The sequence below is a fragment of the Variovorax trehalosi genome (genome assembly GCF_051216415.1).
GTDB lineage: Bacteria > Pseudomonadota > Gammaproteobacteria > Burkholderiales > Burkholderiaceae_C > Variovorax.
In genome coordinates this window covers 202676-229299 of record NZ_JBPJZG010000010.1, presented here as the reverse complement: position 1 = coordinate 229299, position 26624 = coordinate 202676, and the positions used below count along the sequence as shown (strand labels likewise).

Annotated in this window: 26 protein-coding genes; 18 read left to right on the top strand and 8 right to left on the bottom strand. The window is 67.9% G+C overall.

From position 1 onward, the window contains the following. Positions 1–178: 178 nt before the first annotated feature. The 7 genes from ACSFA7_RS30340 to ACSFA7_RS30310 are packed head-to-tail and all read right to left on the bottom strand — an operon-like array spanning position 179 to position 7494. Positions 179–1240: a malate/lactate/ureidoglycolate dehydrogenase gene (locus ACSFA7_RS30340; protein WP_435502771.1), complete on the bottom strand. Its 1062-nt coding sequence runs from the start codon at positions 1238–1240 to the stop codon at positions 179–181. 3 nt (positions 1241–1243) lie between these two features. Further along, positions 1244–2176 (bottom strand): SMP-30/gluconolactonase/LRE family protein, encoded by a 933-nt coding sequence (locus ACSFA7_RS30335; protein ID WP_435502770.1) that lies wholly within the window; start codon positions 2174–2176, stop codon positions 1244–1246. 14 nt (positions 2177–2190) lie between these two features. Next, positions 2191–3717, bottom strand: coding sequence for a UxaA family hydrolase (locus tag ACSFA7_RS30330; protein ID WP_307601892.1), 1527 nt, complete (start codon positions 3715–3717; stop codon positions 2191–2193). Between the two features lie 2 nt (positions 3718–3719). Next, complete coding sequence (locus tag ACSFA7_RS30325; RefSeq protein ID WP_435502769.1) at positions 3720–5117, bottom strand: TRAP transporter large permease; 1398 nt, start codon at positions 5115–5117, stop codon at positions 3720–3722. Between the two features lie 33 nt (positions 5118–5150). Next, on the bottom strand, positions 5151–5711 hold the full coding sequence (locus ACSFA7_RS30320; protein ID WP_176660027.1) for a TRAP transporter small permease: 561 nt from the start codon (positions 5709–5711) through the stop codon (positions 5151–5153). A gap of 15 nt (positions 5712–5726) precedes the next feature. After that, positions 5727–6740, bottom strand: a complete 1014-nt coding sequence (locus ACSFA7_RS30315; RefSeq protein WP_435502768.1) for a sialic acid TRAP transporter substrate-binding protein SiaP — start codon at positions 6738–6740, stop codon at positions 5727–5729. A gap of 46 nt (positions 6741–6786) precedes the next feature. Beyond that, entirely contained in the window at positions 6787–7494 is a 708-nt protein-coding gene (locus tag ACSFA7_RS30310) for a FadR/GntR family transcriptional regulator (protein WP_435502767.1), read from the bottom strand. A gap of 118 nt (positions 7495–7612) precedes the next feature. On the opposite strand from ACSFA7_RS30310, the gene ACSFA7_RS30305 reads away from it, so the two are divergent. From ACSFA7_RS30305 to ACSFA7_RS30220, 18 genes are read left to right on the top strand one after another with little or no spacing between them, the layout of a single operon-like run. Then, the gene (locus ACSFA7_RS30305) at positions 7613–8347 is read left to right on the top strand and encodes an SDR family oxidoreductase (RefSeq protein WP_435502766.1); all 735 of its coding nucleotides are present in this window, start codon (positions 7613–7615) and stop codon (positions 8345–8347) included. Beyond that, on the top strand, positions 8344–9090 hold the full coding sequence (locus ACSFA7_RS30300; RefSeq protein WP_435502765.1) for an SDR family NAD(P)-dependent oxidoreductase: 747 nt from the start codon (positions 8344–8346) through the stop codon (positions 9088–9090). Before ACSFA7_RS30305 ends, ACSFA7_RS30300 begins: the two co-directional genes overlap by 4 nt. A 25-nt stretch (positions 9091–9115) precedes the next feature. Continuing rightward, positions 9116–9964 (top strand): fumarylacetoacetate hydrolase family protein, encoded by an 849-nt coding sequence (locus ACSFA7_RS30295; RefSeq protein ID WP_435502764.1) that lies wholly within the window; start codon positions 9116–9118, stop codon positions 9962–9964. Between the two features lie 20 nt (positions 9965–9984). Continuing rightward, positions 9985–10815: a helix-turn-helix domain-containing protein gene (locus ACSFA7_RS30290; RefSeq protein WP_435502763.1), complete on the top strand. Its 831-nt coding sequence runs from the start codon at positions 9985–9987 to the stop codon at positions 10813–10815. A gap of 53 nt (positions 10816–10868) precedes the next feature. Continuing rightward, complete coding sequence (locus tag ACSFA7_RS30285; RefSeq protein WP_435502762.1) at positions 10869–11651, top strand: GntR family transcriptional regulator; 783 nt, start codon at positions 10869–10871, stop codon at positions 11649–11651. A 22-nt stretch (positions 11652–11673) separates the two neighbouring features. Beyond that, complete coding sequence (locus ACSFA7_RS30280; protein ID WP_435502761.1) at positions 11674–12879, top strand: ABC transporter substrate-binding protein; 1206 nt, start codon at positions 11674–11676, stop codon at positions 12877–12879. Between the two features lie 13 nt (positions 12880–12892). After that, positions 12893–13765 carry a branched-chain amino acid ABC transporter permease gene (locus ACSFA7_RS30275; protein ID WP_206177136.1) on the top strand — a complete coding sequence of 291 codons (873 nt, stop codon included), beginning with the start codon at positions 12893–12895 and terminating at the stop codon, positions 13763–13765. Beyond that, entirely contained in the window at positions 13762–14742 is a 981-nt protein-coding gene (locus ACSFA7_RS30270) for a branched-chain amino acid ABC transporter permease (RefSeq protein ID WP_435502760.1), read from the top strand. Before ACSFA7_RS30275 ends, ACSFA7_RS30270 begins: the two co-directional genes overlap by 4 nt. Then, complete coding sequence (locus ACSFA7_RS30265; protein WP_435502759.1) at positions 14735–15496, top strand: ABC transporter ATP-binding protein; 762 nt, start codon at positions 14735–14737, stop codon at positions 15494–15496. The genes ACSFA7_RS30270 and ACSFA7_RS30265 overlap by 8 nt, the downstream gene beginning before the upstream one ends. Continuing rightward, positions 15493–16203, top strand: coding sequence for an ABC transporter ATP-binding protein (locus ACSFA7_RS30260; protein WP_307601875.1), 711 nt, complete (start codon positions 15493–15495; stop codon positions 16201–16203). Before ACSFA7_RS30265 ends, ACSFA7_RS30260 begins: the two co-directional genes overlap by 4 nt. Positions 16204–16243: 40 nt before the next feature. Next, positions 16244–17200, top strand: a complete 957-nt coding sequence (locus tag ACSFA7_RS30255; protein ID WP_042580266.1) for a tripartite tricarboxylate transporter substrate binding protein — start codon at positions 16244–16246, stop codon at positions 17198–17200. Beyond that, complete coding sequence (locus ACSFA7_RS30250) at positions 17197–18483, top strand: 3-isopropylmalate dehydratase large subunit (RefSeq protein ID WP_435502758.1); 1287 nt, start codon at positions 17197–17199, stop codon at positions 18481–18483. The genes ACSFA7_RS30255 and ACSFA7_RS30250 overlap by 4 nt, the downstream gene beginning before the upstream one ends. Further along, positions 18480–18998 carry a LeuD/DmdB family oxidoreductase small subunit gene (locus ACSFA7_RS30245; protein ID WP_435502757.1) on the top strand — a complete coding sequence of 173 codons (519 nt, stop codon included), beginning with the start codon at positions 18480–18482 and terminating at the stop codon, positions 18996–18998. The genes ACSFA7_RS30250 and ACSFA7_RS30245 overlap by 4 nt, the downstream gene beginning before the upstream one ends. Then, positions 18991–20703 carry a hydantoinase B/oxoprolinase family protein gene (locus ACSFA7_RS30240; RefSeq protein WP_435502756.1) on the top strand — a complete coding sequence of 571 codons (1713 nt, stop codon included), beginning with the start codon at positions 18991–18993 and terminating at the stop codon, positions 20701–20703. The genes ACSFA7_RS30245 and ACSFA7_RS30240 overlap by 8 nt, the downstream gene beginning before the upstream one ends. Continuing rightward, positions 20700–22754 (top strand): hydantoinase/oxoprolinase family protein, encoded by a 2055-nt coding sequence (locus ACSFA7_RS30235; protein WP_435502755.1) that lies wholly within the window; start codon positions 20700–20702, stop codon positions 22752–22754. Before ACSFA7_RS30240 ends, ACSFA7_RS30235 begins: the two co-directional genes overlap by 4 nt. After that, positions 22751–23365, top strand: coding sequence for a cysteine hydrolase family protein (locus ACSFA7_RS30230; protein WP_435502754.1), 615 nt, complete (start codon positions 22751–22753; stop codon positions 23363–23365). Before ACSFA7_RS30235 ends, ACSFA7_RS30230 begins: the two co-directional genes overlap by 4 nt. Then, positions 23362–24774, top strand: coding sequence for an FAD-dependent oxidoreductase (locus ACSFA7_RS30225; protein WP_435502753.1), 1413 nt, complete (start codon positions 23362–23364; stop codon positions 24772–24774). Before ACSFA7_RS30230 ends, ACSFA7_RS30225 begins: the two co-directional genes overlap by 4 nt. Further along, positions 24771–25634, top strand: a complete 864-nt coding sequence (locus ACSFA7_RS30220) for an isocitrate lyase/PEP mutase family protein (RefSeq protein ID WP_435502752.1) — start codon at positions 24771–24773, stop codon at positions 25632–25634. Before ACSFA7_RS30225 ends, ACSFA7_RS30220 begins: the two co-directional genes overlap by 4 nt. Before the next feature lie 10 nt (positions 25635–25644). Here the strand turns inward: ACSFA7_RS30220 and ACSFA7_RS30215 are convergent, their stop codons facing one another. Then, complete coding sequence (locus ACSFA7_RS30215) at positions 25645–26532, bottom strand: LysR family transcriptional regulator (protein WP_435502751.1); 888 nt, start codon at positions 26530–26532, stop codon at positions 25645–25647. Between the last annotated feature and the right edge of the window lie 92 nt (positions 26533–26624).

The window sequence follows — 26624 nt, the reverse complement described above, 5'->3', positions numbered from 1 at the left end:
GGCCAAAAAAGGTGTGGGGGGGGTACGGCGGGCACAGAAAAAACGCAAGGGCTGTGCGGGGTTTTTTTCCTCCCGCCCCGTTGGGGGGGGGGCGGGGGGGGGGGCAAGCGGCGTACCCATCGAGCACTCTGCGTGCCCCCATCCCAACCTTCCCCCAGAGGGGGAAGGAGCAAGAGGGTCAGGCGGTGACCGTGACGCCGACCTTTGCGCCGGCGGCCACGATTTCTCCCCACGTCGCATCGTCGATCCAGATGCCGTCCTGCCGACGTGCGGCACGCGCCTTGCGCTCGGGTTCTCCCGCGATCTGCACTGCGTCGAAGCCCTGCCCCGGCGGGCTTTGCCTCAACCAGTCGATGAACTCGCGCGCCTCCTCATCGAATGCCTTCTGCGTTCCGAGCTTCGCCGGATCGATCAGCACCGTCAGCATGCCGTTGAACACCGAGCGCGCCGTGTCCGCTGGCCGATGCCACGTCCCGCCACCCGTGAGCGCCCCGCCCAGCAGCTCGCACGCCACCGCCATGCCGTAGCCCTTGTGCTCGCCGAAGGTCATGAGCGCGCCGAAGAGCCCGTTGCCCTGCGGCACGACCACCACGCCCGGGTCGTTGGTCGGTGCGCCTGTCTCGTCGATCAGGTAGCCGTCGGGCACCTGCTCGCCCTTGTTGTGCGCGACGCGCATCTTTCCTTGCGCCACGCGGCTGGTCGCGTAGTCGAGCACGAAGGGCTCCGCGCCCGCGAGCGGCACGCCGATGCAGCACGGGTTGGTGCCGAAGCGCCCATCGCCGCCGCCCCAGGGCGCGACCACGGGCCGCGACAGCACGTTGACGAAATGCATCGCCACCAGCCCCTGGGCCGTTGCCATCTCGGCGAAGTGCCCGATGCGGCCCAGGTGGTGCGCATGCGAGAGCGTGAAGATGCAGCTGCCGTGCTGCTTCGCCCGCGCGATGCCCAGTTCCATCGCCTGCACGCCGACGATCTGCCCGTAGCCGCGCTGGCCGTCCAGGCCCATGAGCGTGCCGATGTCGAGGTTGACCTTCACGGCTGCATTGGGCGTCAGCCCGCCCTCGGCCACCGCATCGACATACCGCGGCAGCATGCCCACACCGTGCGAGTCATGCCCGCTCAGGTTGGCCAGCACGAGGTTGGCGGCCACCTGCTGCGCTTCGGCGGGGCTGCTGCCCACGGCTTCGAGGATGCGAGCGACGTTGGTTTGCAGGCCGTCGGCCGACAGTGTTCTGGGCATGGATCAGGCTCCCTTGGCGTTCAGTGTGATGGCGTAGAGCGACGTCGTCGCGCAGATGAAAAGCCGGTTGCGCTTGGGCCCGCCGAAGCAGACATTCGCCACGCGCTCGGGCAAGAGGATCTTGCCGAGCAGCGTGCCGTCGGGGTGGTAGGCGTGCACGCCGTCGAGGGCGCTGGTCCAGATGCGGCCTTCGGTGTCGAGGCGAAAGCCGTCGAACATGCCGCTCGTGCATTCGGCGAACACCTCGCCGCCGCTCAAGCTGCGGCCGTCGGCGCCCACCTTGAATCGGCGCATGTGGCGCGGCCCGTCCTTCAGGTGGCTCGCACCGGTGTCGGCGATGTAGAGCAGCGATTCGTCGGGCGAGAACGCCAGGCCGTTGGGCTTGACGAAGTCGTCGGCCATGCGCTCCACGTCGCCGCTCGCGGGGTCGATGCGGTAGACATGGCAGGCGCCGATCTCGCTCTCGGCGCGCAGGCCCTCGTAGTCCGAGAGGATGCCGTAGCTCGGGTCGGTGAACCACACGCCGCCGTCCGAATGCACCACCACGTCGTTCGGTGAGTTGAGCCGCTTGCCTTGCCAGTGCGAGGCCAGCACGGTGATCGATCCGTCGTGCTCGGTGCGCGTCACGCGCCGCGTGAGGTGCTCGCAGCTCACCAGCCGGCCTTCGCGGTCGACCGTGTGGCCGTTCGTGTTGTTCGACGGTTCGCGGAAGATGCCGACCGTGCCATTCACCTCGTCGTAGCGCAGCATGCGGTTGTTCGGAATGTCCGACCACAGGAGCGTGCGGTGTGCGCCGAACCACACCGGGCCCTCGCACCAGCGCGCGCCGGTCCACAGCCGCTCGACGCGCTCGGGGCCGGGAATGCAGGTGTTGAAGCGCGCATCGATCCGTTCGAAGCCGGTGCCTTCCAGGAAGCCGAAGGGGAGGGTTGCCATCGTGTGCTTCGCGCTCACATCACCGCGCCGACTTGCCACGGCACGAACTCGTTCTGCCCGTAGCCGTGCTGCTCGCTCTTCGACTGCGCGCCCGACGCCGTGGCCAGCACCAGCTCGAAGATGCGCTGCCCCATCTCCTGGATCGAGGCCGTGCCATCGACGATCTCGCCGCAGTTGATGTCCATGTCTTCTTCCTGCCGCTGCCACAGCGCCGAGTTGGTCGCGAGCTTGAGCGAGGGCGAGGGTGCGCAGCCGTAGGCCGAGCCGCGCCCGGTGGTGAAGCAGATCAGGTTCGCGCCGCCGGCCACCTGGCCCGTGGCGCTCACCGGGTCGTAGCCTGGCGTGTCCATGTAGACGAAGCCGTGCGCCGAGACCGGCTCCGCGTATTCGTACACCGCCTCGAGATTGCTGGTGCCGCCCTTGGCGACCGCGCCCAGCGACTTCTCCAGGATGGTGGTGAGCCCGCCTGCCTTGTTGCCGGGCGAGGGGTTGTTGTTCATCTCGCCCTCGTTGATCTCGGTGTAGTGCTCCCACCACTTGATGCGGTCCACCAGCTTCTGTCCCACCTCGCGCTTCACCGCGCGGCGCGTCAGCAGGTGCTCGGCACCGTAGACCTCGGGCGTCTCGCTCAGGATGGCTGTGCCGCCGTGCGCCACCAGCAGGTCGACCGCGGCGCCGAGCGCCGGGTTGGCACTGATGCCCGAATAGCCATCGGAGCCGCCGCATTGCAGCCCGATGGTGATGTGCGCCGCGCTGCACGGCTCGCGTTTCACCGCGTTGGCGCGCGGCAGCATCTCGTTGATGAGCGCCACGCCCTTCTCGACCGTCTTGCGCGTGCCGCCCGTGTCCTGGATGTTGAAAGTGCGGAAGTTCTCGCCTTCGGCCAGGTGGCCGGTCGCGAGCCACGCGTTGATCTGGTTGGCCTCGCAGCCGAGCCCGACCACCAGCACGCCCGCGAAGTTCGGGTGCGTGGCGTAGCCAGTGAGCGTGCGCGACAGCACTTGCATGCCCATGCCCTCCGTGTCCATGCCGCAGCCTGTGCCGTGCGTCAGCGCGACGATGCCGTCCACGTTGGGGAATGCCGCGAGCGCGGAAGGGTTGGTCCGGCGCGAGAAGTGATCGGCAATGGCGCGCGCAGCCGTGGCCGAGCAGTTCACGCTGGTCAGCACACCGATGTAGTTGCGCGTGGCCACACGGCCGTCGGCGCGCTTGATGCCCATGAAGGTGGCCTCGCGTTTCGCGGGCGCGGGCTTCACGTCGGCGCCGAAGGCGTAGTCGCGCTCGAAGTCGCCCTTGTCCGGGCCCATGTCGAGGTTCTGCGTGTGCACGTGCTCACCAGGCGCGATGGCCTTGCTCGCGAAACCGATGATCTGGTTGTAGCGCCGCACCGGTTCGCCCTGCGCAATGGCACGCATCGCGACCTTGTGGCCCGGCGGGATCAGGCCGCGCACGGCCACGTTCTCGACGAGCGTGCCGCCCAGAAGTTGCGAGCGCGCGATGACGACGTCGTCGGCGGGATGGAGTCGGATATAGGGGGTCATGGTCAGAAGAACATCCTGGGCAGCCAGAGCACGAGGTTGGGCATGTAGGTGATCACGCCCAGGCTCAGCAGGAGCGGCACGAGCCAGGGAAGGATCGCCATCGTCGTGCGTTCGAAGCTCAGCCCCGCCACGCGCGCCAGCACGAAGAGCACCATGCCCATGGGTGGGTGCAACAGGCCGATCATGAGGTTGAGCACCATCACCAGCCCGAAGTGGATCGGGTCCACGCCCAGCTGCGTGGCAATGGGAAGCAGGATCGGCACGAGGATGGTGATGGCCGCGGTCGGCTCCAGGAAGCAGCCCACGAAGAGCATCAGCAGGTTGGCCAGCAGCAGGAAGACCCATGCCTCCTTGGTGAAGCCCAGCACCCAGGCGGCGATGTCCGTGGTGACGCCGGTGGCCGTCAGCATCCAGCCGAAGATCGATGCCGCCGCCACGATGAAGAGCACCGTGCTCGTGGTCTCGACGGTGTCCAGGCACACCTTCACGAACATCTTCCACGAGAGCGTGCGGTACCACGCGAAGCCCAGGATCATGGCCCACACGCAGGCTGCGATGGCGCCTTCGGTGGGCGTGAAGAGGCCGGTCGTCATGCCGCCGATCAGCAGCACCGGCGTCATGATGGGCAGCAGCGCCTCGAAGCTGAAGATCTTGTCGAGCACGAAGAGCGAGGCCAGTCCCGCGAACACCGTGAGCTGCGGCGGTGTGCCGAGCTTGACCACCAGCAGCCACAGCAGCAGCGGCCAGCCGATCACCACGGCCAGCTCCATCAGCGCCTTGAAGAGCCGGGTGCTCGAGAACTTGACGTCCGCGCCCCACTTGTTCTTGTGCGCGTAGTAGGCCACCGTGAGCATCATCAGTATGGCCATCAGTGCGCCGGGCAAGAGGCCCGCCAGGAACAGCGCGCCCACCGACACGTTGGCCATCATTCCGTAGATCACGAAGGGCAGGCTCGGTGGAATGATCGGCCCCAGCGTCGCCGATGCGGCCGTCACGCCCACGGCGAACTCGGTCGAGTAGCCGTGCTCCTTCATCGCCTTGATCTCGATGGTGCCCAGGCCCGCGGCGTCCGCGATGGCGGTGCCGCTCATGCCCGCGAAGATCACCGAGCCCAGCACGTTCACATGGCCCAGGCCGCCCTTGAGCCAGCCCACCAGCGCGAGCGCGAAGTTGTAGATGCGGGTGGTGATGCCCGCGTTGTTCATCAGGTTGCCGGCCAGGATGAAGAAGGGCACGGCCAGAAGCGGAAAGCTGTCGATACCGCTCACCATCCGGTGGATCACCACGAAGGGCGGCAGCGTGCTGTCGCTCACCAGGATGTAGACCAGCGAGGCGCCGGCCATGGCGATGGCCACCGGAATGCCGCCGGCCATGAAGAACAGGAAGATGATTTTCAGCATGGGTCTTTTTCTTGGTCGTTGCAGCGCCGGGGGTCAGCGGTCGGAGAGCGTCGACTCGGGCTGCTCCAGCACGCTGTAGCCGCGCTTCCAGTGGATGCGCAGCACCTGCAGCGAGCGCCACGCCATCGCGGCGAAGCCGAACACGCAGAGCGCGTAGACGAAGTTCATCGGCAGGTCGACGAGGGTCATGCGCGTCTGGTTGCCGATCTTCATCATCATCTGCACCGTCATGACCACCGCAGCCACGAAGAAGGCGGTGCGCAGCACGTCCACCGCCATCGAGAGCACGCGGCCCATGGCGCGCGGCATGTGGCGGTAGAAGAAGTCCACCTGGATCTGGTTGTTCTTCGCCACGCCCACCGCCGCGCCGATGAAGACGACGCCGATGAGCAGGTAGCGCGCCACTTCCTCCGTCCAGGCGGCCGAGTCGTTCATCACGTAGCGCGTGATGAACTGGTAGAAGACCGTGAGGCCCAGGAGCCAGAAGACGGCCAGCGAGATCCAGCCTTCGGCGATGGTGTCCGACAGGTCGACCACCTCGTCTTCCGCGTGGAAGTGGCCTTCGTCGTCGATGATTTTCTGAGGTTCGCTCATGGCTGGATCACGCGTTCACTTGATCGCCAGGATGCGGTCGTAGTCTTGCTGGCGGTAGCCCTGGTCGGTGGGCTTGGTCGCCTTGAGCACCGCTTCACGGAACGCGTTCTTGTCGACCGTGATCACGTTGTTGCCCTTCTTCTTGAACTCTTCCACGAGGCGCGTCTCCGATGCGATGATTTCGCGGCCGGTCTTCTCGGCGGCTTCCTGCATGACGTCGGTGAAGATCTTCTTTTCATCGGCCGAGAGCTTGCCCCACAGCTGCCCCGAGCAGATCGTGAGCAGCGAATCGACGATGTGGCCGGTCAAAGAAATGTTCTTCTGCACCTCGAAGAACTTCTTGGCCTCGATGGTGGGCAGCGGGTTCTCCTGCGCATCGACCGTGTTGTTCTGCAGGGCCAGGTACACCTCGGCGAACGCGATGGGCGTCGGGTTGGCGCCCAGCGCCTTCGGGAAGGCGAGGTAGGCCGGCGCATCGGGCACGCGGATCTTCAGGCCCTTCATGTCCTCGGGCTTGCTCACCGGCCGCGCCGCGCTCGATGTCACGTGGCGTGCGCCGTAGTAGCTGAGCGCGGTGATGTGGTTGCCGCTCTTGTCGTCGTAGCCCTTGGCGAGCTCGTTGAAAACGTCGCTCTTGGCGTACTTCAGCTGGTGCTCGGCATCGCGGAAGATGAAGGGAAAGTACGAGATCGCCAGCGGCGTGTAGGTGCGCCCCGCGAAGCTCGCGCCCGACAGGATGATGTCGACCGTGCCCAGCGTCAGGCCCTGGTTGATGTCGGCTTCCTTGCCGAGCGTGGAGGCCGGGAACACCTGGATGTCGTACTTGCCGTTGGTGCGCTTCTTGATCTCCTCGGCGGCCCACACCGAGTACTTGTGGAAGGGCTCCGAGGTCTCGTAGACGTGCGCCCACTTGAGCTTGGTCTGCGCCGAGGCGATGCCCGGGATGCCCACGACGCCGGCCGCGAGGGCGCAGGCGGCCAGGGCCTTGAGGGCGGTGCGTTTGCTGCTGTTCTTGCTGTCTCTGATCATGTGGCTTGTCTCCGTTGTAGTCATTGGCAGGAATGCTGGCGAGAAATCAGGAAGGCTTCGCGCGTCGCCAGCTCGCGCTGAATCGCTGGTGCGACTTGTCCATGTGCGCATGCATCGCGGCACGCGCGCCATCGGCGTCGCGGGCGGCCACCGCATCGCGGATGGCCTCGTGCTCGAGGATGGCCGAGCGCCAGGAAGAAACGTTCTCGAAGTAGCCGCCCAGGCGCGTGAAGATCGGACCCTTGCGCGAGTCCCAGAAGTTCTGCACCGTCTCGACCAGCACCGCGTTGCCGCTGGCGTTCACGATGGCCAGGTGGAAGGCGCGATCGCCCTCCAGCGGCATCACCTTGCGGTCGGCCATCTCGCGCATGACCTCGATGGCGCGCGTCATCGCGTCGACGTCCTTGCGCTTGCCGGCGGTGGCGGCAATGGCGGCCGTCTCGCCCTCGATCACGCGGCGCGCGCGGATCAGCTCCAGCGGCCCCCATTCGGTGGGCGCGACCGGTGCGGCGGCGCGGTGCGAACGATCGAGCACATACACGCCGGAGCCCGTGCGCACCTCGACCCAGCCCTCGACCTCGAGCGCGATCAGCGCCTCGCGCACCGAAGGGCGGCTCACGCCGAGCTGCTTGGCGAGGTCTCGCTCGGCGGGAAGGCGGGCGCCCACGACGAACTCGCCCTTGGCGATCAGCGCACGGAGCTGGTCGGCGATCTGGCGATAGAGGCGTTGGGGTTCGACGGTCTGGAGGGGCACGGACGAGAGACGGAGCGTGTTTAAGGGTTGTCCTGAATTGGACAAGTGGTAAGGCCAATTCAGAATACGATGTGTCGCCCGTGTCACCCATCGGGCCAAACCCGAATCGGAGACATCCATGAGACTGAAGGGAAAGACCGCGCTCGTCACCGCAGCCGGCCAGGGCATCGGCCACGCGAGCGTGCTGGCGCTCGCCGCGGAGGGCGCCCAGGTCTGGGCCACCGACGTCAACGAGAAGCTGCTGGAGCGCTATGCGGGCATCGCGAACGTCACCGCCGTGAAGCTCGACGTGCTCGACAAGGCCGCCATCGGCGCGCTGTTCGCCAGGCTGCCCGCGCTCGACGTGCTCTTCAACTGCGCGGGCGTGGTGCACAACGGCGCCATCGAGCAGGCGAGCGACGACGACCTGGCCTTCGCCTTCGCGCTCAACGTGCGCGCGCAGATGTGGACCATCCAGGCCGTGCTGCCCGGCATGCTCGAGGCGGGGCGCGGCAGCATCATCAACATGGCGAGCGTGTGCTCCAGCATGAAGGGCCTGCCCAACCGTTTTGTCTACGGCACCACCAAGGCCGCGGTGCTCGGCCTCACCAAGAGCGTGGCGGCCGACTACGTGACCAAGGGCATCCGCTGCAATGCGGTGTGCCCGGGCACCGTCGATACGCCGTCGCTGGGCGACCGCATCAACGCCAACGCCGATCCCGAGGAAGCCCGCAAGGCCTTCATCGCGCGCCAGCCGATGGGCCGGCTCGCACAGGCGGAAGAAATCGCGCCCGTGGTCGTGTTCCTGGCGAGCGACGAATCGATCTTCGCCACCGGCCAGTTCTTCACTGTCGACGGCGGCATCACGATATGAACCAGCTCGACTTCACGGGCCGGCACGCCGTCATCACCGGCGGCGCCACGGGCCTGGGCTTCGGCATCGCGCAGAGGTTGATCGCATCGGGCGGCAGCGTCACGCTGTGGGACCGCGACGAGGCCGCGGCCAACCAGGCGGCGCAATCGCTCGGCGACAAGGCCTTCGCACTGAAGGTCGATGTGTCGCAGCAGCCTTCGGTCGCCAAGGCCGTGGCGGCCACGCTGGCGCATTCGCCGCGCATCGATGCGCTGGTCAACAGCGCGGGCATCACCGGCCCCAACGTCAAGCTGTGGGACTACCCGGTGGACGACTGGCGCCAAGTGATGGAGGTCAATATCAATGGCGTGTTCCTGTGCTGCCGCGAAGTGGTCGGGCAGATGCGCAAGCAGGGCTACGGGCGCATCGTCAACATCGCCTCGGTCGCCGGCAAGGAGGGCAACCCCAACGCCAGCGCCTACAGCGCGAGCAAGGCGGCCGTCATCGGCATCACCAAGTCGCTCGGCAAGGAATTGGCCGACACCGGCATCCGCGTGAACTGCGTGACGCCCGCGGCGGTGAAGACGGCGATCTTCGACCAGATGACGCCCGAGCACATCGCCTTCATGTTGTCGAAAATACCGATGGGCCGCTTCGGCACGGTGGAAGAGGTGGCCGCGATGGTCGGCTGGCTCTGCACCGAAGATTGTTCGTTCTCCACCGGCGCGGTCTTCGACCTCTCCGGTGGCCGCTCCACTTATTGATCATTCAATGTACTGAAAGGAAAGCATGAAACTCGTCCGCTATGGCAACCCCGGCAAGGAGAAGCCCGGCCTCATCGACGCAGACGGCAAGCTGCGCGACCTGAGCGCCATCGTCAAGGACATCGGTCCCGACCAGCTCGGCGATGCCGCCATCGCCAAGCTGCGCAAGACCAAGCTCGACAAGCTGCCGCTCGTGAAGGGCAAGCCGCGCCTGGGCAGCCCCGTGGCCAACGTCGGCAAGTTCATCGCCATTGGCCTCAACTACGCGGACCACGCGGCCGAATCGGGCCTGCCGGTGCCCAAGGAGCCCGTGGTCTTCATGAAGGCCAACAGCTGCATCCAGGGCCCGAATGACCCGGTGATGCTGCCCAAGGGCTCGGTCAAGACCGACTGGGAAGTCGAGCTCGGCGTGGTCATCGGCACGAAGGCGCGCTACGTCTCGCAGAAGAGCGCCCTCGACTACGTGGCCGGCTACTGCACCATCAACGACGTGAGCGAACGCGAATACCAGATCGAGCGTGGCGGCACCTGGGACAAGGGCAAGGGTTGCGACACTTTCGGCCCTCTCGGCCCCTGGCTCGTGACGCGCGACGAAATCGAGAACCCGCAGAAGCTCTCGATGTGGCTCGACCTGAACGGCCAGCGCGTGCAGACCGGCAGCACCAAGACCATGATCTTCACGGTCGCCAAGATCGTGAGCTACGTGAGCCAGTTCATGACCCTGATGCCCGGCGACGTGATCACCACCGGCACGCCCCCCGGCGTCGGCATGGGCATGAAGCCGCCGCTGTACCTCAAGAAGGGCGATGTCATGACGCTCGGTATCGAAGGCCTCGGCGAACAGCGCCAGGAAGTGATTCCCTTCAAGCTCTGATCCCTGCGATCATCCGGCGGATGAAAGCGCCGCCGGACCATCGATCGCAAGTGTTCGGCACGCCCTGGGAGGGCGTGCACGGCACCGCGATCGAGAGTGCCCGCCACTACGGCCGGCACTGGCATTCCACCTATGGACTCGGCCTGCTGGAGCAGGGCGCGCAGCGCTCGGCCAGCGGGCGCGGCAAGGTCGATGCGTATGCCGGCGACCTGATCGCCACCAACCCCGGTGAAGTGCACGACGGCATGCCGCTCGGCGGACCGTCGCGCCGTTGGCGCATGGTGTATTTCGATGCCGAGGTGATGGCCGCGATCAATGGCGATGTCGCCGCCGATGTGGCGTTGACGCGCCCCGTCATCCAGGACGCAAGGCTCGGCGACACGTTGCGCCGCCTGCTCACCCATCTCGACGATTGGCGCACCGCGTCACCCGATGCGCGCCGCGTCGAACTGCTTGCCTGTGAAGAATCACTGGCCGAAGTCTGCGGCCTGCTGCGCGACAACCATTCCACCGCCGCACCTTCGCGCGAAGCTGCTGCCGACGTGAAGCAGGTGCGCGACCGCCTCGCCGATGAACTGCTCGCCCCGCCCACGCTCGCCGAACTCGCCGCGATGACGGGCCTGAGCACCTACCAGGTACTGCGCCGTTTCGAGAGGACCTACGGCGTGCCGCCGCATGCGTGGCTGGTGCTGCAGCGCAGCGAACGCGCGCGCCACCTGATCCGCCACGGCGCCGACCTCGCAGAGGCCGCGGCCGCGAGCGGCTTCTCCGACCAGAGCCACATGACGCGCATCTTCACGCGCCAGTTCGGCTTCACCCCCGGCGCCTGGCAGCGCGGTCTTCGGTTTTAAATGTCCCATTGACAGAACATTGAAACTGCAAAAACATCAAAGGCATGTCGCAAATGCCTTTGCCGAAGTACCACCAGATCTACTTGGTCCTGCGTGAGCAGTTGCACGAGGGGCGTTTCGCGGAAGGCCTGCCCGGCGAGCTTGCGCTCATGGCGCAGTTCGGCGTGGCGCGCGTCACAGTGCGCCGCGCACTCGAACAGCTTTCGTCCGAAGGCCTGATCGCCCGCAACCCCGGCCGGCGCACGCGCGCATTGCCACCACCTGCCGCCGGTGAACAGCCGGGCACGAAGAACCTGGAGCGCGCCAACCTGCGCGGCCTGCTCGAGAACCTCGTCACCATGGGCCTGCACACCTCGGTGAAGGTGATCGAGGTCGCGACCATCACCGCCTCCACCCAGGTGGCCGAGGCGCTGCAGTTGCAACTGGGCGATGCAGTGCAGAAGGCGGTGCGCGTGCGCTCCACCAAGGAAGGCCCGCTCTCGCACATCACCACCTACGTGCCCGACACGATCGCGCGCCGCTTCGGCCGCCGCGAACTCTCGAAGAAGCCCATCCTGGTGCTGCTGGAAGAGTCGGGCGTGAAGGTGGGCCGCGCGCACCAGACCATCTCCGCGCGCCTGGCCGACAACGTGCTCGCGCAGCACCTGGATGTGTCGGTCGGCTCGGCCCTGCTCGCGGTGCGCCGCCTCATCTACGACGAAGACGAGCGGCCCGTGCAGTGGCTGCACGGCTTTTATCGCCCCGACCGCTACACCTACGAAATGCAGCTCTCCCGCGTGGGCAGCATCGACGCGAAGGTGTGGGTCAGTAAAGACGTGTCAGCCCAGTTCAACTGAAGAGAAAAAGGAAAGCCCCACCATGCAGAACCGCCGCAGTTTCGTGTCGCAGTCCGCCGCCCTGGCGACCGCCGTTGCCTTCCCGCTCGTGGCCGGCGCACAGCCCAAGACCGTCAAGGTTGGCGTGCTGCATCCGGTCACCGGTGCGCTGGCTTACTCGGGCCAGCAGTGCCGCCTCGGTGCGCTGATGGCCATCGAGGACATCAACGCGGCGGGCGGCATCAAGTCGCTTGGCGGCGCGAAGCTGGAGGCCCTGCTGGGCGATGCGCAGTCGCAGCCGCAAGCGGGCGCAGCAGAAGTGGAGAAGATGAACGAGGCCGGCGTCTCGGCCATCTTGGGTGCGTATGCGTCGGCCATTTGCCTGGCCACCACGCAGGCTGCGGCCAAGTACAACCTGCCGCACGTGGTCGATGTGGGCGTGGCCGACCAGATCGTGGAGCGCGGCCTGAAGAACACCTTCCGTTTCGGCCCCGGCTACAAGAAGTCGACCGAGGTGGCCATGGCCAACCTGCTGGTGCTCAACAAGGCCGCGGGCAACCCGGCCAAGACCGTGATGATCATTCACGAGGAGTCGCTCTTCGGCGCCGGCACCGCGCAGCTGCTCTCGCGCGAGTTGCCGGGCTACGGCTTCGAGGTGAAGGAAGTGGTCAAGCATGCCAACCCCACGCGCGACTTCAACAACATCGTGCTGCGCATGAAGTCGATCAACCCCGACATCGTGATCCCGGCCAACTACTACAACGAATACGCGCTGCTGGTGCGCACCATGCAGCAGCAGAAGGTGGTGCCCAAGGCGATCTTCTCGGTGCTGGGCGGCGCGGCGTCGAGCTACAAGTTCGTGAAGGAGTTTCCGGACGCGGCCAACGGCATCATCGACTGCAACCACTGGTTCAACCCCAAGGACAAGCGCGCGCAGGACCTGCGCAAGCGCGTCGAGGCCAAGGGCCAGTTCTTCAGCTACGAGGTCTTCATGACCTACGCCTCGATGTGGCTGCTGGCCGATGCACTGGAACGCGCGAAGTCCACCGAGCGCGCCGCCATCGTCGACGCGCTGGAGAAAAGCACCTTCTCGAACCACTTCATGCCCTACGGCCCGACGAAGTTCGTCAACGGCCAGAACGAGGGCGCGCAGCCGCTCATGACGCAGGTGGTGAAGAACGACATCAAGGTCATCATTCCGCGCGACTACCGCGAAGTGGACCCAGTGTTCCCGCTGCGCGCGGCCTGAAGCGGAAGGCGGGATGTTCGATTTCGGCATTCTTTTCCCGTCGGTCCTGAACGGGCTGACGACGGGCGCGGTGTACGCACTGATCGCGCTGGGGCTCACGCTGATCTACGGCGTCCTGCACATCATCAACTTCGCGCACGGCGCCAGCCTGATGCTGGCGCTATACGCGGTGTACTTCCTGAAAGAGAAGCTTGGCATCGACCCGTACCTGGCGCTGCCCATCGTCGTGCTGGGCATGTTCGCGCTCGGCTATGCGCTGCAACGCGTGGTCATCAACCGCGCGGGCCACGGCAAGGACGAGAACATCCTGCTCGCCACGCTGGGCATCGCGATCGTCATGGAGAACCTCGCGCTGCTGTTCTTCAAGTCCGACACGCGCAACATCGACACCGCCTATTCGCTGAGCACCGTCGCCATCGGCCCCGCGATGATCGCGGTGCCCAAGCTCGTCGCCTTCGCGGGTGCGCTGGTCGTCTCGGGCATCCTGTTCTGGATCATGGGCCGCACCGACCTCGGCCGCGCCATCCGCGCGGTCGCGAAAGAGAAGGAGGGTGCCAAGCTCATGGGCATCGACGTGGACCACGTCTACGCGATGAGCTTCGGCATCGGCCTTGCGTGCCTGGGCGCTGCCGCGTGCTTCCTGCTGCCGGCGTACTACGTCAACCCGCAGGTGGGCGGCGGCTTCGTGCTCGTGGCTTTCACCATCGTCGTGCTCGGCGGCATGGGCAGCTTCGTGGGGGCGCTGATCGGCGGCTTCCTCGTCGGCATCGTCGAGTCGCTCGGTGGTCTCTACCTCGGTGAATCGCTCGGGCAGATCGGCATCTTCGCGATCTTCATCGGCGTGGTGCTCTTCAGGCCGCAAGGCATGTTCGGGGCCAAGGCATGAGCGCGGGCATGAAGCAACTTGCGGGCATCGCACTCTTCGCGGTGTTGGTCGCGTGCGTGCCCTTCGTCACGAAGTCGGGCGTCACGCTCAACTTCGTGATGATGGCGCTCTACGCCACGCTCATCGCGCAGGCCTGGAACATCCTCGGCGGCTTCGGTGGTCAGTTCTCGTTCGGGCATGCGCTGTTCTTCGGCACCGGCGCGTACATCCAGGCGATCGCGCAGCTGCAGGGCGGCATCAACGCCTGGGTCGCGCTGCCGCTGGCCATCGTCGGCGCGGCGCTGGTCGGGCTCTTCATGGGCGCGCTCACCTTCCGCTATGGCCTGAAGGGCTCGTACTTCGCGCTGGTCACGCTGGCCTTCGCCGAGGTGTTCCGCATCCTCGCGCTGTCGGTCGATTTCACCGGCGGCGGCGTCGGGCTCATGGTGCCGCTGCGCGAATCGGTGGGCAACCTGCAGTTCTCTTCGCGTGCGGGTTACCTGTGGGTGGTGCTCGCGATGGTGGTCGCGGCGCTGCTGGTCACCTGGTGGCTGCGCAACGGGCGCTTCGGCGCCTACCTGCAGGCGGTGCGCGACAACGAGGACGCGGCGCGCGCCGTCGGCGTCAATCCGTTTCGCGTGAAGCTCGCGGCCATCGGTTTGTCCGCCGCCTTCATGGGCGCGGCAGGCGCCTTCTACGTGCAGGTGTTCCAGTACATCGACGCGGGCATCGCCTACGGTCCGGCCGTGTCGATCGAGGCGCTGGTCGCGGCCATCGTCGGCGGCATGGGAACGATGTGGGGCCCGGTGCTCGGCGCGGTCGTGCTGCATGTGCTGTCGGACCTCACGCGCAACCTCTTCGGCGAACTGCCGGGCATCAACATGGTGATCTATGGCACAGTGCTCGTGCTCATCGTCATCTTCGTGCCGCGCGGCATCGCGGGCATCGGGCTGTCGGTGCGGCAGCTGTGGAAGCCGAAGGGAGGCCGCCATGACTGACGCCCTGCTGGCCATCGACGGCCTCTCGCGCTCGTTCGGCGGCCTGAAGGCCGTGCAGAACGTGAGCCTCTCGGTGCGCGAGGGCAGCCTGAGTGCGCTGATCGGCCCGAACGGCGCGGGCAAGACCACGCTGTTCGCGCTGATGTCGGGGTTCCTCAAGCCCGACACCGGCACCGTGCGCTTCGCGGGCGAGGACATCACTGGCCGCGAGCCGCACCGCAATGCGGCGCTCGGCATGACCCGCACCTTCCAGATCGTGAAGCCCTTCGCCGCGCAGACCGTGCGCGAGAACATCGCCGTCGGCGCGCACCTGCATGTGCGTGGCCGCGCCGAGGCGCTGCAGAACGCCGAGGCCGTCGCGCTGCGCGTGGGCCTCGCGCCGCAGCTGGACAAGCCCGCATCGGACCTCACCGTGGCCGGCCGCAAGCGCCTCGAGCTGGCGCGCGCGCTCGCCACCAGGCCGCGCCTGTTGCTGCTCGACGAAGTGCTCGCGGGCCTCAACCCGCAGGAGATCGCCGAGATGATGCCGGTGGTGCGCGGCATCGCCGACAGCGGCGTCACCGTGCTGATGATCGAGCACGTCATGCAGGCCGTGATGCACCTGGCCGAACACGTGTGGGTGCTCGCGCAGGGCCAGCTGATCGCCGAGGGCAGCCCTGCGCAAGTGACCTCCGACGACAAGGTCGTCGAAGCCTATCTGGGGCATGGCACCGCGGCGCGGTTGCGCAAGGCCGCATCGGGAGTTCAGGCATGAGCGCGTTGCTCGAGATTCAAGGCCTGCGCGGCGGCTACGGCCGCGTCGAGGTGCTGCGCGGCGTCGACCTCAAGGTGAACGCGGGCGAGATGGTCGCGCTGCTCGGCAGCAACGGCGCGGGCAAGTCCACGCTCAACAAGATGGTCTGCGGCCTGTGCCCCGCCTGGGGTGGGACGGTGCGCTTCGACGGCAAGGACCTGAGCGGCGCGCACTACCGCGATGTGGTCAAGGCCGGCCTTATCCAGGTGCCCGAAGGCCGCAAGGTGTTTCCCAACCTGAGCGTGCTGGAGAACCTGGAGCTGGGCTCCTTCACCCGCGCCCGCGAGCGGCGCGCGGCCAACGTCGAGAAGATGTTCCACATCTTCCCGCGGCTGCGCGAGCGCATGGCGCAGCACGCCGGCACGATGAGCGGCGGCGAGCAGCAGATGCTGGCCATTGCGCGCGGCCTCATGGCCGAGCCCGTGCTGCTGATCCTCGACGAACCCTCGCTCGGCCTCTCGCCGCTGCTGGTCGAGGAGATGTTCTCGCTGATCCGCAACTTGCGCGACGGCGGCCTCGCCGTGATGCTGGTCGAGCAGAACGTGGGCCAGTCGCTGGAGATCGCCGACCGCGCCTACGTGCTGGAGAACGGCAGCGTGCGCTTCTCGGGCCTGCCCGGCGAACTGCTCGGCAGCGACGAACTGCGGCGCGCCTACCTGGGGCTCTGACCCCCGCGAAACACCCCACGATTTTCCCGGAGAACAACACATGAAAAGACGCGACATCCTCCTCTCGTCGCTGGCCGCGGCATGGGCCGGCGGCGCCTTCGCGCAGATCGGCAATGCGCCGGTTCGCATCCTCGTAGGCGCACCCGCGGGCGGCTCGACCGACACGCTCGCACGCTCGCTCGCCGTGAGCATGGGCCCGGCGCTCGGCCGCACGGTGATCGTCGAGAACCGGCCCGGCGCGGGCGGCAACATCGCCGCCGATGCGGTGGCCAAGGCCGCACCCGACGGCAACACGCTCCTGATGAGCTTCACGAGCCACGCGATCAACGCCACGCTCTACCCGACGCTGCCCTTCGATCCGGTGAAGGACTTCACAGCGCTCACCTGCGTGGCGACGTCGCCGTCGATCCTCGTGGCGCACCCGTCGCTGCCCGCCAAGGACGTGCGCGAGCTCATCGCGCTCGCCAAGGCGAAGCCCGGGCAACTGAACTTCGCGATCGGCGCGGTGGGCTCCTCGCTGCACATGGCGGGCGAGGCCTTCAAGATGCAGTCGGGCGTGGACATCGTGAACATCCCCTACAAGGGCACCTCGCCTGCCGTGCAGGACGTGCTCGCGGGCCAGGTGCAGCTGATGTTCGCGGCCGTGGGCAATGTCAAGGCGCACATCCAGGCCGGCAAGCTCAAGGCGCTGGGCGTGACCACGGCCAAGCGGCTGCCCGCCTTTCCGAACGTGCCGGCGATTGCCGAGGCGCTGCCGGGCTACGAATCGAGCGCATGGTTCGGCCTCTTCGGCCCTGCGCACATGCCGGCGGACCGCGTGAAGCAGATCGGCGATGCCGCGCGCCACGCGCTGCAGCAGGCCGACATGCGCCAGCGGCTGGACACTGAAGGTGCGATTCCCGTCGGCAATTCGACCGAACAGTTCTCCGCCTTCGTGCAGAGCGAGATCACGCGCTGGGCCAAGGTGGTCAAGTTCTCGGGAGCCAAGCCGGAATGACATCGATGGCTCCAACCCGCGCGCCGGCAGAGACGCTGGCGCAGAAGCTCATCGCACGCGCGAGCGGACGCGAGCGGGTGTCGGTGGGCGAGATCGTGACCTGCGGCGTCGACATGGCGATGTTCCACGACTCCTCGGGTCCGCGGCGCCTGAAGCCGATGCTCGAGGAACTCGGCGCGCAGATCTGGGACCGCTCGCGCGTGGTGCTGGTCATGGACCACTACGTGCCCGAGCGCGACGACGACTCGCGCCGCATCGTGCGCATCGCGCGCGACTGGGCGCGCGACCAGCAGCTGCCGCACGTGTACGACAGCCAGGGCATCTGCCACGTGGTGGTGCCGCAGCACGGCCACATCCGCCCCGGCATGCTGTGCGTGGGCGGCGACTCGCACTCGCCGACGGGCGGCGCGTTCGGCGCCTACATGTTCGGCATCGGCAGCACCGAGATGCTGGGCGTGATGGTGACTGGCGAGATCTGGCTGCGCGTGCCCGAGACCATCCGCATGTGGTGGGACGGCGCGCTTCCCGCGGGCGTGACCGCCAAGGACATGATGCTGCACATGATCGGCCGCTTCGGCATGAACGGCGGGCGCTACCAGGCGGTCGAGTTCGCGGGGCCCGCGGTCGTCGCGCTGTCGATGCAGGAGCGCATGACGCTCTCGAACATGAGCGCCGAGCTGGGTGCGCAGGCCGGGCTGATCGCCCCCGACGCGACCACGGCCCAGTTCCTGGCCGGCGCGGGCGCACCGCCCGTCGACATGGCTCCTTGGTTCACTGACGAAGATGCGGCGCTCACGGACCATCGCTTCGATGCCTCCACGCTGGAGCCTTACATCGCCGCGCCGCACAGCCCGGCCAATGCGCACGGCGTGAGCCGGTACGTGGGCACGCATGTCGACGTGGCGTACATCGGCGCCTGCACCGGCGCCAAGCTCGACGACCTGCGCGCCGCCGCGCAGGTGCTGCGCGGCCACAAGGTGGCCAGCGGCATCCGCCTGATCGTGGCGCCCGCTAGCATCCGCGACCAGGAAGCGGCGCGCGAGGAGGGTGTGCTGCAGGTGCTGATGGACGCCGGCGCCGAGCTGTTCCCCACCGCCTGCGGCGCCTGCTCCGGCTATGGCGATCCGATGGGCGACGACGTCACCGTCATCTCGACCACCGCGCGCAACTTCAAGGGCCGCATGGGCTCGCCGACCGCACAGGTCTATCTGGGCTCGCCCTACACGGTGGCGGCGGCTGCATTGCGCGGCTGCGTGACCGATCCGCGCGAGGTGCTCGCATGAACGGCCAGACCCTGCATCGTGTCTGGCGCCTGGGCGCCGATGTCGACACCGACGCGCTCGCACCGGGCCATGCGATGAAGCACGGCATCGACATCATCGCGAAGCACTGTCTCGAAGCCGTGCGGCCGGAGTTCGCAGGCGAAGTGCAACCGGGCGACGTGATCGTGGCCGGCCCCAACTTCGGCATCGGCTCCTCGCGCGAGCAGGCTGCGGCCGTGCTCGTGCAACTCGGTGTGGCGGCGGTGATCGCGCCGTCGTACAGCGGGCTCTATTTCCGCAATGCCTTCAACCTCGGCCTGCTGCTCCTGACCTGTGCCGAGGCCGAGACGCTGAACGAGGGCGACCGCATCGCCCTGGACACCACGGCGCCCGCCGTCGTCTCGCCCCGCGGTGCACGACTGGCCTGCGAGCCCGTGCCCGGATTCCTCATGGACATGGTCCGCGCCGGCGGATTGATGAACCAGTTACGCCAGCGTGGCGGCTCTCCGGCCTCCCAGAAAGCAAGCAATGCCTGATCCTTCCTCTTTCGCGGCGACCGCGACAGCGATCGACCCCGTCACGCTCGCCGTGCTGCGCGGCCGCCTCGAACAAGTGGCCGACGAGATGGACGCCACGCTCTACCGCAGCGCGTTCAATCCCATCATTGCCGAGGCGCATGACGCCTGCCACGGCCTGTACGACGCGGTGAGCGGCGACACGCTGGTGCAGGGCAAGTCGGGCCTGCCGGTGTTCGTCGGCGCCATGGCCTTTGCCGTGCGCGCCACCGCCAAGGCGGCCGGGCCGCGCGGCGGCATGAAGGACGGCGACATCTGGATCAGCAATGACGCCTACGACGGCGGCACGCACGCCAACGACTTCAAACTGGTCAAGCCCTTCTTTCGCAACGGCAAGCTCTACTGCCACATGGCCTCGGCCGCGCACTGGCACGACGTGGGCGGCGCGGTGCCCGGCAATTACAACCCTGCCGCCACCGAGTGCTGGCAGGAGGCGGTGCAGATTCCGCCCGTGCGCATCGTGCGCGATGGCGTGCTCGATGCCGACGTGCTCGCCATCCTGCAGGCCAACACGCGGCTTCCCGACAGCCTCTGGGGCGACCTGAACGGCCAGCTCGCGGCGCTGGAGCTCGGCGAGAAGCGCCTGAACGGCCTGCTCGACGAGTACGGCGACGACCTGGTGCTGAACGCGCTGGGCGAACTGCGCGGCCGCGCGCTGCGCCTCATGCGCTCGCACATCGCGTCGCTGCCCGACGGGCGCTACAGCTTCGAGGACGTGCTCGACAACGACGGCATCACGAACGAGCCGCTCACCATCGCGCTGGACATGACGGTGGCCGGCGACAGGCTCTTGCTCGACTTTTCGCGCACCTCGCCGCAATGCGCGGGGCCGGTGAACATCTCGCGCGCCACCGCGGTGGCCGCGTGCTACGTCGCGCTCAAGCACCTGTTTCCCGATGTGCCGGCCAATGCCGGTGTGCTCGACGCGGTGGACTTCAACATCCCCGATAAGCTGGTGATCAGCTGCGAACGCCCGCGCCCGGTCGGCGGCTACACCGAGACCATCCTGCGCATGATCGACGTGATCTTCAGCGCCGCCGCGCAGGCCGGTCCGACGCGCGCCGTGGCGCAAGCCTACGGCACGATCAACGCGCTGTCGATCGCGGGCCACCGCAGCGACAAGGGCCGTGAAGGCCAGCGCTGGGTGATGTTCAGCTTCTTCGGCGGCGGCCATGGCGGTCACTCGGGCGGCGACGGGCTCTCGCATGGCAATGCGCCGATCTCGACCGCGACGATTCCGCCGCTCGAGATCCTCGAAGCCGCGTACCCGGTGCGCTTCACCGAATGGTCGCTGCGCGCCGATTCGGGCGGCGACGGCCGGCACCGCGGCGGGCTCGGCGCCGTGTATGAAATCGAACTGCTGGAGAAAGACGCCGAGGTGTTCGTCTTCGGCGAGCGCGGCACCTCGCCGCCCAAAGGCATCGCGGGCGGCGGCGAAGGTGCGGTCAACAGATTCAGCTACGAGAACGAAGGCACATGGCACACGCCGCCGATGGTTTCGAAGATGCGCGGCATCCAGCTCGCGCGCGGAGAGCGCGTGCGGCTCGAAACGCCCGGCGGCGGCGGTTGGGGCCATGCGGCCGAGCGGCCCGCGCCCCAGCGCGAAGCCGACAGCGCGATGGGTTACGTGACGACCGGCAGCAGCGACAAGAAGGCGACCGAATGACTTCCACTGGTAAATCCCTTGTCGTCGGCGTCGATGTCGGCGGCACCTTCACCGACCTTTTTGTGCTCGACGAGGCGAACGGCACGGCGCGCATCGTCAAGGTGCCGTCCACGCGCGGCGAGGAAGCGCGCGGCTTCATGAACGGCGTGGCGCGCGTGGCCGATTCGGCCGCCGACATTTCCACCATCGTGCACGGCACCACGGTCGGAACGAATGCGTTGCTGGAGCGCAAGGTGGCGCGCACCGGCATCATCACCACGCGCGGTTTCCGCGACGTGCTGGAGATGCGCCGCCGCGACCGCCCGGAGACCTGGGGCCTGCGCGGCAGCTTCACGCCCGTGGTGCCGCGCGACCTGCGCCGCGAAGTGGACGAACGCGTGCTGGCCGACGGCACGCTGCACACCGCGGTCGACCTGGAGCAGGTGCGCGCCGAGGCACGCTCGCTGCTCGAAGCGGGCTGCGAGGCCGTGTGCGTGTTCTTCATCAACACCTACGCGAACCCCGAGAACGAGCGCCTGGCCGTCGCGGCGGTGCGCGAACTGTGGCCCAACCCGCATGTCACCTCTGCGAGCGAAGTGCTGCCCGAGATCCGCGAGTTCGAGCGCTGCTCGACCGCCACGCTCAACGCGGCGCTGCAGCCGGTGGTGGGCAGCTACCTCGGCCGGCTCGAATCCGACCTGCGCGGCCAGGGCTTCGCGGGCGAACTGCTGGTGGTGCAGAGCAATGGCGGCGTGATGTCGCGCCAGACCGCGAGCGACCTGCCGGTGCGCACGGCGCTCTCGGGTCCGGCGGCGGGCGTGATCGCCTGCGCGGCGATTGCGCGCGCGGCGGGCTTTCCCAACGCGATCACCGGCGACATGGGCGGCACGTCGTTCGATGTGTCGCTGGTGGCGAACGGCGAGGCCGCATTGGCCGCGCAGACCGCCATCGAGTTCGGCATGGTGATCCGCTCGCCCATGATCCAGATCGAGACCATCGGCGCCGGTGGCGGCTCCATCGCCTCGGTGGATGCGAGCGGCATGCTGCAGGTCGGCCCCGAGTCGGCCGGCAGCGTGCCGGGGCCGGCGTGCTACGGGCGCGGCAACATGCGCCCGACGGTGACCGATGCGAACGTGCTGCTGGGGCGCATCGCTGCGGACCGACCGCTGGGCGGCGGTTTGCTCGCGGCGCTGGATGCGGAGAAGTCGCGCCAGGCCATCGAGGAACATGTCGCGCTTCCGCTGGGCCTCGATGTGCACGCAGCGGCCGAGGCGATTCTCACGGTGGCCAATGCGCGCATGGCGGGCGCCATTCGCCTCGTTTCCATCGAGCGCGGCCACGATCCGCGCCGCTTCGCCTACATGCCGTTCGGTGGCGGCGGTGCGCTGCATGTGTGCGCCATGATGCGCGAGGTGGGCGTCGCCACGGGCATCGTGCCGCGCTACCCCGGCGTGACCTCGGCGCTCGGCTGCGTGATCGCCGACATGCGCCACGACGCTGTGCAGACGCTCAACAAGCCGCTGACCGAGCTCGACGTGGGCGACGTGCAACGCCGCATCGACGAACTGGCGGCGAGCTGCCAGCAGCGCCTCGACTCCTCGGGCGTGCGCTTCGACGACGTGCGCGAGGTGATCGCGCTCGACATGCTCTACGCAGGGCAGACGCACACGCTGCCCGTGGTGCTCGCGGACGCCGGCAAGGCGCCGCTCACGGCCGCATCGATCCGCGCCGCGTTCGAAGCCAGCTACACGGCAGCGTTCGGCCGCGTGCTCGAAGGCATCCCGATCCGGGTGATGAACCTGCGCTACGCGCGCATCGGCGTGCGGCCCAAGTTCGACCTGAAGGTGCTCGCGCCCGAAGGCGAGGGCAGCACTGCGCCGCTGGGCACGCAGCGCGTGTTCCACCACGGCCAGTGGCACGAGGCCGTGCGCTACGCGCGGCTCGAACTGCCGGTGGCTGCGCGCATCGAAGGGCCCGCGATCCTGGAGCAGGCCGACACCACCGTGTGGCTCGAACCCGGCTTCCACGCCGAGGTCGATGCGCACGGCAACTTGCTGGTGAGACTGTCATGAGCGAGGCGACGAAACCCTTTGCGACGAAGACGGCTCTGGTTGTCATCGACCTGCAGAACGACTTTCTCGATGCGAACGGCGCCTATGCGCGCGGCGGCGATACCAATCCTCCGGCGCTGCTGCTGCCGGCGCGCGTGGCCGAGGTCGCGCGCGCGCTCAAGGCGGCGGGTGGCCTCGTGGTTGCGAGCCAGTTCACGCTGTGGCCCGACTCGGCCGGCGAGCCGATGGTGTCGCCGCATCTCAAGGCGCTGCGTCCGTACCTGAAGAAGGGCGACTTCGCGCCGGGCAGTTGGGGCCAAGCGAACGTCGATGCGTTGACCGGACTTGTTGATGTGACGGTCAGCAAGGTTGCGTATTCGGCCTTTTTCAACACGCAGCTCGATTGGGTGCTGCGCCGCGCGGGCATCGACACGGTAGCCATCTGCGGCATCGTCACGAACGGCGGTGTCGCGAGCACTGTGCGCGATGCGCACATGCGCGACTACCGCACGCTGGTGCTCGCCGACGGCTGCGCGGCCTTCGGCGAGGAACGGCACCAGACCTCGCTGGCCGACATGCGCAACGTGGCCGAGGTGACGGACTGCGCGGCCTTCACCGCATCGCTCGCATGACTGGAAGCCCTTCGCGTCTCATCCGCCGCGCGGCGCAGATCGAAGCCGATGTGCACGTGCCGGTGGCCATCGTCGGCGGCGGCGCCTGCGGGCTCACGGCCGCGCTGATGCTGGCCGATGCGGGCGTGGCGTGCGTGGTGCTGGAACGCGATGCGCTGCCGAGCGGATCGACCGCGCTGTCATCCGGCTTCATTCCCGCGCCCGGCACCCGCACGCAGCGCGCGCATGGCGTGCGCGACGACAGCGCCGAGCGCTTCGCCGCCGATATCCAGGCGAAGGCCCACGGGCGCGCGTTGCCTGCGCTGGTCGAGGCCTATGCGGCCTCCATCGGCCCGGCACTCGACGCGCTGCAGGAACGTCATGGCTTGCAGTGGATGCTGCTCGACGGTTTTCTCTATCCGGGACACAGCGTGCATCGCATGCACGCGCTGCCGCAGAAGACCGGCGCCTCGCTGATGGCCGCGCTGCAGTCGGCGGTCGAGGCCGCGGGCATTCCCGTGTTGACGCAGGCGCTGGTCGATACGCTGGTGCTCGATGCCGAGGACCGCGTGATCGGCATCGACTACGCCCGGCCCGACGGCAGCCGCGAGACGCTGGCCTGCGACGCGCTGCTGCTCGCCTGCAACGGCTTCGGCGGCAATGCGCAGATGGTGCGCGCGCTGCTGCCCGAGATGGCAGAGGCCACCTTCGGCGGCCACGTCGGCAACGACGGCAGCGCGATCCTCTGGGGCGAGTCGCTGGGCGCGCGGCTGCGCGACCTCGGCGGCTACCAGGGCCACGGCTCATGGGTCACGCCGCAAGGGGCGTTGATGTCGTGGGCCGTGATGATGGAAGGCGGCGTCCAGGTCAACTGCGAGGGTCGGCGCTTCCATGACGAGACGCAGGGCTACTCGGAAGCGGCCGTGCATGTGCTCGCGCAGCCGGGCGGCATCGCGTGGAATGTGTTCGATGCGCCGCTGCTTGCGTTGGCGCGCGGCTTTCCCGACTTCTGCGATGCCGAAGCGGCAGGCGCTTTGCGCCGCTGCGAATCGGTCGCGGCGCTCGCGGACTGCATCGGCTGTGAATCCACTGTGCTGCAAGGCACGCTGGACGCCATGCGCGACGGCACACCGCCTGACGGCCGCGCGTTCACACGCACACTCGAGGCCCCGTACTTCGCAGTGAAGGTGACGGGCGCGCTCTTCCACACCCAGGGCGGCCTCGACACCGCGCCCGACATGCGCGTGCTGCGCCACGACGGCACGCCCTTCGCCAACCTGTTCGCTGCCGGCGGCGCGGCGGGCGGCGTGTCGGGCGATGCGGTGTGGGGCTATCTCTCCGGCAACGGCCTGCTGAGTGCCGTGGCCGGCGGCTACATCGCGGCGCGCACGGCTGCCGCACTGATCCATTCGACGAAAGCGTCCAGATGACGAACCCTTCCTTCAAGACCCGGCTCGCGCGCAACGACATCGTGCTCGCGCCCGGCGTGTACGACGCACTCAGCGCCCTGGTGGCCGAGCAGGCCGGCTTCGAGGCGCTGTACCTCTCGGGCGCCTCCATCGCCTACACGCGGTTGGGCCGCTCCGACGTGGGCCTGACCACCTTCACCGAGGTGGCCGACACGCTCGCGCGCATCACCGAGCGGGTGAGCCTGCCGGTGATCGTCGATGCCGACACGGGCTTCGGCAACGCGCTCAACACGCAACGCACCGTGCGCGGCTTCGAGCGCGCGGGCGCTGCCATGGTCCAGATCGAGGACCAGACCTTTCCCAAGCGCTGCGGCCACCTCGACGGCAAGGCCGTGGTGCCCGAGCGCGAGATGGTCGGCAAGCTCAAGGCCGCGCTGGACGCGCGCGCATCGAGCGACACGCTGATCCTCGCGCGCACCGATGCGGTGGCGGTCGAAGGGCTCGAGGCGGCGCTCGACCGCGCCGAGGCGTACCTGGCCTGCGGCGTGGACGCGCTCTTCATCGAGGCGCTGCGCTCGCCGGAGCAGATGGATGCAGCGTGCCAGCGCTTCGGCGACCGCGTGCCGTTGCTGGCGAACATGGTCGAAGGCGGCAAGACGCCGATCCAGGATGCGGACGCGCTGCAGAAGCATGGCTTTCGCATCGCGATCTTCCCGGGCGGCACGGCGCGCGCGGTGGTGCACACGCTGCAGGGCTACTACGGGAGCTTGCACCGGCACCGCACCACGCAGCCGTGGCGGCCGCAGATGCTGGACTTCGATGCGCTCAACGAAGTGATCGGCACGCCCGAGCTGATGCGCACCGGGCAGAAATACGACTGAGATTCGCGCCTCAGCGCAACGCTCGGATCAGTTCGTCGTAGACCAGTCGCACCCGCGCCGGAACCGGCGCGCGCTGTGAGCGGTAGACATGGATCGGCCAGGGCTCGGGCGCCTCGGCCTCGAGCACCGCCACCAGCTCACCCGATTGCAGCAGCGGCTCGGCCAGCGGCCCCACGAGCTGGCCGAAGCCCAGGCCCGCGCGCACCGCGGCGCACTCGGCATCGACGTCGTCGGTGACGAAGGCCGGCGCGGCGACCGGCACCTGCCGCCCCTTGCTGAAGAACCACGACCACGGGCGGCCCGAGCTGCGGTCCATCAGCGCGGTGAGCGGAAAGCCGGGCAGCGCATCGAGGCTCTTCGGAATGCCGGTGCGCTCGATCAACGCCGGCGTCGCCACGACGTAAAGGCGCATCTTGCCGACGGTGCGCGCGACGAAGCGCGCATCGCGGATGGGGCCCGCGCGCACCCCGATGTCGATCTGCTCGTCGACCACGTCGGCGTGGGTCTCCGACAGCCGCAGGTCGAGCACCAGGCCGGGATGCTCGGCCAGCATCGGCGCCAGCGCCTGCGGGATCAGCCGGCGGCCGAACACATTGGGCGCAGTGACGCGCACCGTGCCCGCGTGTTGCGACAGCGCGCGCCGGTCGGTGCGGTGGAACAGCGCGTCGACGCCACCCACCGCGACACGCGCACGCTCTGCGAGCTGCCGCCCGAAATCGGTGAGCTGCACCCCGCGCGTGCTGCGGTGAAACAGCGGCTCGCCCAGTTCTTCTTCGAGTTCGCGCACTGCGCGCGTCACCACCTGCGGTGACACGGACAGGCACACGGCCGCCTCGCGAAAGTTGGCGGCATCGGCGGCGGTGAAGAAAACGCGCAGGGCTTCGAGGCGGTTGGACATGGGGTGTTCCTTGTTGAGGAATTCTGAAGTCGCCAGAGTTTCATTTACTGGAACGCGTGGATTTTCCACACTGCATGCACTTCTTCAACACA